This window comes from Paucilactobacillus nenjiangensis, from assembly GCF_005405445.1.
GTDB classification, from domain to species: Bacteria; Bacillota; Bacilli; order Lactobacillales; family Lactobacillaceae; genus Paucilactobacillus; species Paucilactobacillus nenjiangensis.
In genome coordinates, this window is sequence record NZ_BJEB01000083.1 from 1 (window position 1) to 6,478 (window position 6,478).

8 protein-coding genes, 1 tRNA gene and 1 pseudogene are annotated in these 6,478 nt (G+C 36.6%); 1 reads left to right on the plus strand and 9 read right to left on the minus strand.

Translation table 11 applies throughout. From position 1 onward, the window contains the following. Nucleotides 1-101: 101 nt before the first annotated feature. From folP to FFM59_RS09455, 8 genes and pseudogenes are all read right to left on the minus strand, one after another. Complete coding sequence (gene folP, locus FFM59_RS09420; RefSeq protein WP_137602785.1) at nucleotides 102-1,223, minus strand: dihydropteroate synthase; 1,122 nt, start codon at nucleotides 1,221-1,223, stop codon at nucleotides 102-104. After that, a complete protein-coding gene (locus tag FFM59_RS09425; protein WP_225420344.1) occupies nucleotides 1,220-1,816 on the minus strand; it encodes a non-canonical purine NTP pyrophosphatase in 597 nt (198 codons plus the stop codon). The genes folP and FFM59_RS09425 overlap by 4 nt, the downstream gene beginning before the upstream one ends. Before the next feature lie 2 nt (nucleotides 1,817-1,818). Next, nucleotides 1,819-3,090: a bifunctional folylpolyglutamate synthase/dihydrofolate synthase gene (locus FFM59_RS09430; protein WP_225420345.1), complete on the minus strand. Its 1,272-nt coding sequence runs from the start codon at nucleotides 3,088-3,090 to the stop codon at nucleotides 1,819-1,821. Between the two features lies 1 nt (nucleotide 3,091). Further along, nucleotides 3,092-3,655 carry a GTP cyclohydrolase I FolE gene (gene folE / locus FFM59_RS09435; protein WP_137602787.1) on the minus strand — a complete coding sequence of 188 codons (564 nt, stop codon included), beginning with the start codon at nucleotides 3,653-3,655 and terminating at the stop codon, nucleotides 3,092-3,094. Beyond that, the gene (gene folK, locus FFM59_RS09440) at nucleotides 3,656-4,144 is read right to left on the minus strand and encodes a 2-amino-4-hydroxy-6-hydroxymethyldihydropteridine diphosphokinase (RefSeq protein ID WP_137602788.1); all 489 of its coding nucleotides are present in this window, start codon (nucleotides 4,142-4,144) and stop codon (nucleotides 3,656-3,658) included. Then, the gene (folB, locus tag FFM59_RS09445) at nucleotides 4,137-4,505 is read right to left on the minus strand and encodes a dihydroneopterin aldolase (protein ID WP_137602792.1); all 369 of its coding nucleotides are present in this window, start codon (nucleotides 4,503-4,505) and stop codon (nucleotides 4,137-4,139) included. Before folB ends, folK begins: the two co-directional genes overlap by 8 nt. A gap of 328 nt (nucleotides 4,506-4,833) precedes the next feature. Next, nucleotides 4,834-5,397, minus strand: a pseudogene (locus FFM59_RS10225) (DNA/RNA non-specific endonuclease); the annotation flags it as partial. 211 nt (nucleotides 5,398-5,608) lie between these two features. Further along, nucleotides 5,609-5,692: transfer RNA gene (locus tag FFM59_RS09455), tRNA-Leu, on the minus strand. A 176-nt stretch (nucleotides 5,693-5,868) separates the two neighbouring features. On the opposite strand from FFM59_RS09455, the gene FFM59_RS10065 reads away from it, so the two are divergent. Beyond that, a complete protein-coding gene (locus FFM59_RS10065) occupies nucleotides 5,869-6,012 on the plus strand; it encodes a hypothetical protein (RefSeq protein WP_170175981.1) in 144 nt (47 codons plus the stop codon). Between the two features lie 41 nt (nucleotides 6,013-6,053). Here the strand turns inward: FFM59_RS10065 and FFM59_RS09460 are convergent, their stop codons facing one another. Beyond that, nucleotides 6,054-6,335, minus strand: coding sequence for a heavy metal-binding domain-containing protein (locus FFM59_RS09460; protein WP_137602790.1), 282 nt, complete (start codon nucleotides 6,333-6,335; stop codon nucleotides 6,054-6,056). Between the last annotated feature and the right edge of the window lie 143 nt (nucleotides 6,336-6,478).

Sequence of the window (6,478 nt, forward strand, 5' to 3'; positions counted from 1 at the left end):
TAGTTAAAGGGACTTTGGAGTGTTTTTCCAAAGTCCCTTTATTTTTTATAGTCTGGAATTAGTTTTTTCCCAGCCACCCCTTTTATTTCGATTATTAATACCTATCGTTGCCAAAATGCTGTATTAATAGTATCTAACATTTTGACCAACTGGACTGTTTCTTTCACGTCATGTACTCTTAAAATTCGACCACCGTGTAAATACATATAACTTTCAGCAATCAACGTCACGGATAAACGATCTTCTTTAGCCAAATCAAATAATTTGGCACCAAAGCCTTTACGTGAAATAGCAACCATAATTGGCCGTTCCAAATAATTTAGTTGATCAATGTTTCGCATCATTGCATAGTCCTGATACCCGTCAGCCACTTTGGCATATCCGATTCCCTGATCCAGAGCAATTCGTTCCACATCAATTCCCGCCTCAGTGAGATCAGTCAAATTTTGTTCAAAGAATTTGGTCATTTCTTCAGTTAAATCTTGATACTCAACATCCCGACTACTATGCATCGTTAACAATCCGACATTACTATTTTTCATCAACTTAACTTTGCGGACGTCATCAGTGAACGCATTGACGTCATTAATAATGTCGACGCCCAAATGAACTACTGCTTTCATCACATCAAACTTGTAAGTATCGACTGCAATCACGATTTGTGGAAATTTTTCTTGAATCATTTTAATTGAGGGAGCAATCCGGCTAATTTCTTCTTTAGGATCAACTTCAACAAAGCCACCCGGACGAGTGGTTTGACCACCAACCTCAATCACGTTAGCACCATCTGCAACCATTTTTTCAACTTGTTTAAAGGCAGGTGCCCCGTCAAAATACGCCCCTCCATCATAAAATGAATCTGGCGTAACATTTAAAATACCGTAAATTAATGGCGTTTGAGAAACATTCAATTTAAATCGACCTGCCTGCCAAATTACAGCATGTTGATTGATAATTACATCGATTTGGTCCTGAACTTCCACATTATCTATTCGCCCTTTAAATACTTTGATAGCACTCATTTGTATTATACAAGTCAAAATATTATTACTTACTTCGTATGTTGCATCAAACTGTTTTACAAGTTTAATCAATTGTTCTAGTTGCGTAATTGATAAGTCTGAAAATTCTAAAATTATTTGTTGTTGACGAATTGTCAAATCGTGAAATACTGCATTCACAAATTCATTTTCAGTGGTGATTTGTTTTTCTATAACTTTCATCTATTTTCCCCTATCTTCATCATCACGTCCTTGATTGCTTTTGTTCGGTGTAGTAATGGGATTTTTTGGGTATTTGGTAATTGTGCCAAGGTTTTACCACTTACTGGGTCCGTTAAAATTAAATCAAAGCTTCCGCCATTGTGACCAAGAGGTTTCTGAGCAATCGTACCAATAAATTTTCCCACACCATAATAAGTTTCATCCAACCCAACTACTGCTAAATGGCTAACCATGGTAACGCCCCGAGAATGACCTTCAACCAATTCGATAATATGCTGATTTAATTTTGTTAAATCTCGATATTCCCTCAAATCTCTGGCTGTAGTCACTCCAAAAGCGTCCGGATAAGCCTCCAATATCATCCCTGAATCATCGGCAACAATAATCTGATTAGGCAATTTTTCATGAATAAACTCAGCTTTAGCTAAAGCATTAGCCTGGTAGTCATTCGTTCCTTCACTTGGAAATTCCACTTTATCAATCAGCTCAAAATAAGAAATCGCCTGTAATCCGCAAAACTGGAAACATTCGACTAACTCGGCAGTTTTGAACTGATTATTAGATGCAACGACAATTGGTTGTTTAAGATTCACAATCAGGCCTCAATTTCTTTAATAGTGTAAAACGATCCAGTCACAACAATAACATCATTAGGTCCACTCTGCTTTATTAACGTTTCAAGTCCAATTTGAGCATTCGCAGCAATTTGGCTCCCTGGAATTTCCTTTTGTAACCGGCTTGCTGATAATGCTCGTTTTGAATTATTTGGCGTAACAACCACAATTTCTTTTGAAATTGTATGATACAACTTGGCCATTTCTAGGTAATTTTTATCTTGTAAAAAGCCTAGAATAAATTTCAAGTTTTCAGTTGGGTACAGATGTTTCAAACTACTGATTAATCGCTTGGTACTATCAGGATTATGGGCGGCATCTAAAATTACGGTTGGCTGATGATTAATCACTTGCATGCGCCCTTCAATTTTAGTTGTGGTCAACGTTTCTTTTAAGCTTTGTAATCCAACACCAAAATTATTTTGTACCAACCAATCATAAACGGCAATAACAGTCTGCAAGTTGTCGATTTGAAACTCACCCAACATATCAAAATGGAACTCCACATTATCCAAATAGTAACTACTAATCTGTAGATCAAAACCCGTTAAATTTTCTCGTTGAATTTTGACTGAGACGTAACTACTATCAATTAGCTCTTTTGCATTTCGCTCAATTACTCGATTCACCATTACCTGTTTTGTATCATCGGTCTGGTTTGGTGCCATAAATACAGTTGTATTCTGTTTAATTACATCTGATTTGTTATATGCAATCATTTTGATTGTATTACCCAAGATGGCAGTATGATCAAGATCAACATTAGTTATGATTGTTAGTAGTGGTGCATTGATGGCATTGGTCGCATCTAGCTTTCCACCTAACCCGGCTTCAATTATTGCCCATGTAACTTCTTGATCTGCAAAATATTGAAGCATAATTATGACAAACCATTCAAAAATTGACAGCGAACTCATGTCGAATTCAACCGTCAATTTAGCCATTATTTTTTCATACGTTGTTACAAAGTTTGTTTCTGAAATCATTTGGTTTTGGAGCAAAATTTGTTCACGATCATCGTGAATCGCTGGACTCGCAAAATGACCAACTTTTTCTCCGCTGTTCATTAATAAATTTCCAACCAAAGTTCCAGTTGAACCTTTACCGTTGGTTCCCACGATATGAACAATGTGATATTTGCTTTCAGGATGTCCTAACTGGTCTAGAATGTATCGCAATAACGCCACTCGATCCGACTCAGCGGCCAACATTGATTGATTCATTTGATGAATTAATTCCTGATAACTCAACATTTTAACGCCCCGTTTGTCGCAAAAATTCCGTCTTCAAGTCTCGGTCTGTAGCAAATTCACCAGAAAACTTAGATGTGTAAGTAGATAAATCTGATTTATTAATCCCACGCATTTCCATACACATATGCCGTGCCGAAAGTGAGACTGCGACGCCCTTCGGATGAAGAATGCGTTCCATTTCAGAAACAATATCATTCGTTATTCGTTCTTGCATGCCAGGTTTTTTAGCCACATAATCTACCAATCGTGGAATTTTACTAATTCCAATCACTTCACCATTATTGGGTATATAAGCAACATTAGCGACCCCAAAAAATGGTAAAAAGTGATGTTCACACATTGAATAAAATGGAATTTGTTGAACTAAAACCATTTCAGGATTGTCATCTTCATGGAAAACTTTAAAATTGTCAAAATCACTAGGTTCATCGGATAATGACGAAAAAATTTCAGTATACATTTTGGCTACTCGTTCAGGTGTTTCAACTAATCCTTCGCGTATAGGATCTTCACCAATGGCGCTAATTATTTCACTTACTGCGTTTGCTATTCTCTTCTCATCCATTTATTCAATACCACCATACTTATTTGTTTTTACGATCAAATTATGATCACTAGTTACTTCTAACATTTGCTCGACTTGATTTTTCAAATCTTGATTGGCTACTTCCAATAACGGTACTAATACGAATTGACGATTTTTAATTTCTGGATGCGGCACCGTTAAAGTTTCATCGTTTATTATTTCATTTGCATAATACAAGATGTCTAAATCAATGGTTCTTGGTCCCCAATGAATCAATCTTTTTCGATGCAAATTTTGCTCAATAATGTGGAGTTGATCTAATAATTCATGAGCCGTTAATTGAGTTGCAATTCTAACCGCCAGATTTAAAAAATCATCCTGCACTACTCCACCAACTGGCTCAGTCTCATAAACATGTGAAATTTGTTCTACTGAAATACCAGCTTTACGTAAACCGTCAATTGCGGCTTGTAAGTTTTCAATACGATTGCCGATATTTGAACCAATACTTAGATATGCCTTAGCCATGTTGTTGACTTCCTGACACTTCGATTTCAATATTATCGAAGATTCCAGCGATTGGCACACTATATTTTCTAACCTTTAGTGTAATATCAGAAATACTAAGATAATTGGCCAATAAAGTGGTTAACAAATTGTTAGCTAAACTTTCAATCAAGTTATAATTGTGATTGAGCACGAATGATTCAATTGTTTCATAAACGTCAGCATAACTGACTGTTTCGTTCAAATTATCCGTTTTAACTTGTTGTTCGATTGGGTAAGTTAACTCCACATCAATTTCTAGCCGTTGTCCCAACCTTTTTTCCTCTGGAAAGACTCCATTGTATGTATGAAAACTCATATTATTTATTCTTATCTTGCCGATTTCAATCACGTCCTAATAGTTATTGAATACATGAGAATATCATATCACGTTTACCGGCTTCGCAACATAATTTGAACCAAAAGACTGAGGTTAATTATCACTAATCTTCAAAGCCACAAAGTGTTAATCCTCGTGCTTGCGCATCCGAAACCGTCGTTGACTCCACATCACTAGAACGCCGCAATGCACGACAATTCCGATTGAAATGATATTTTGTCCCATTTGGCGTGTAATAAACAACTTGCTGGTTATCATTATTACTTTGGGTGACTGGTAATGTGGTCGCTGGTGCAGTGACCGTTGATGAAGATTCAGCTTCTGATGAACTAACCGTACTCGTACCGTCAGAATAATTAATATTAACACCATCTTCAATATTAAAGATAAACACATTAAAATGAATTGTGTTGCTGCCAATTGATTGAGCTTGCATGTGCACTCCGCGTGCCACCAACTCATTCTCTTTAAAAATCGGAGTAACTTGGTAACGAACATAATCATTTGGATTATTTTTTATGTAATCAGCAATGTCATCTTCATAATGAAGCATTTCGGGATTGTTTAACTGCCTAGTCCCAGTGATCAAATTTTTAGGATTATTATTTTGGCCAGTTAACTGAAATCCAATTAAATGTGACCGGTTATATAGATATCCCGACTTTAATTTTTTGTTATGCCAGCCCGTTGGGGTAAAAGTTAATGGTTCCCGTTTTTCCGTTGGCATCGAGCTCTGATTGATTAGCGCATTAGCTGCAGTTGGTCGATTCATTGTGTCTAAATCTCCATAAGAATCCCAACGACCATTTGACGTTGAAAGATCATCATCAGAAAAAGTTGGATTGCCGTGATTAACATCAACTGTTTGTTGACCAGAATAATGCAGTTTTAATAGGCTTTTTTTAGTTGTTGCTTTGGCATAAACTGGGTTCGAAATTTGAATACTAGTTTCCATGGCCGTGGTAAATCCAAACCCAAGTAATGCTAATGCAGTAAATAAATGCCAAAACTTTTTATTCATAGTTTGCCTCCAACAATACCGATGAATCTTGATACAGAAAAAGACCCAAAACGTTAGTCACTTAACATCTTGAATCTTTTGCTAGTGCCGCAGACAGGAATCGAACCTGCACATGGATAACCATACATCGACCTGAACGATGCGCGTCTGCCAGTTCCGCCACTGCGGCAACACATTAATAATAGTTTACACCTGAAATATAATTTTTAAAAGCAAAATTTCGTGTTTTTTACGTACCCATTTAGATCATAAATTTAACAAGGGTTATTAGTTGAGATTATTGGTTTCAGTCTATATAATAAAATTATGGTAATGATAACTGAATTATGTTTAAGGAGGCTCATCATGGATAAAAAAGTAGAAAGCAAAGGCAAAGACACTCGAGGCAAAGAAACACCAGAGCAAACAAAACGTCGTGCACATAATCAAGCTCCTGCACATCGAGCTTCAACGCATTTGGTTCATACAGATGCTAAAAGAAAAGCATAATGCAACGTCCCTAACTTCTAATTGGAGTTAGGGACGTTTTCTTATTCTTGGACTAATTTAACCATGGTTCCATATCCTGTCACCACTAAAAATTTAGGCGCAACTTGTACACGGACCGACTGCGTATTAAATCGAATATCGATAATACCGTCGGCCCCCTTTGCGGTAGCTCTTTCCGCTAACTTTTCTTGTACTTCAACAAATAATTGATCCATCGATTCGAAAGCATCGATAGTTTCTGAAGAAAGCATCAAATGTGCTGTCGCATTTACAATTCCAAGTACTTGATGAGGTTGGCCAATACCACCTGTTGATTGAAACATCTGTAAATCCTCCAATGTTTTATTTAGTTAATACTTTAACACAAAATTATTTATATTATTTAGATTAAATCGAGTAGGAGGCAGTTGATTAGTTCAGCTACCGACCTCTCACACCACCGTACGTACGGTTCCGTATACGGCGG

Excerpts from the sequence above, each read along its gene's own strand:
- folE (WP_137602787.1), bottom strand. The coding sequence starts at position 3,655 with ATGGATGAGAAGAGAATAGCAAACGCAGTAAGTGAAATAATTAGCGCC.
- FFM59_RS10065 (WP_170175981.1), top strand. The coding sequence starts at position 5,869 with ATGGATAAAAAAGTAGAAAGCAAAGGCAAAGACACTCGAGGCAAAGAA.
- FFM59_RS09430 (WP_225420345.1), bottom strand. The coding sequence starts at position 3,090 with ATGTTGAGTTATCAGGAATTAATTCATCAAATGAATCAATCAATGTTG.
- FFM59_RS09460 (WP_137602790.1), bottom strand. The coding sequence starts at position 6,335 with ATGTTTCAATCAACAGGTGGTATTGGCCAACCTCATCAAGTACTTGGA.
- folK (WP_137602788.1), bottom strand. The coding sequence starts at position 4,144 with ATGGCTAAGGCATATCTAAGTATTGGTTCAAATATCGGCAATCGTATT.
- folP (WP_137602785.1), bottom strand. The coding sequence starts at position 1,223 with ATGAAAGTTATAGAAAAACAAATCACCACTGAAAATGAATTTGTGAAT.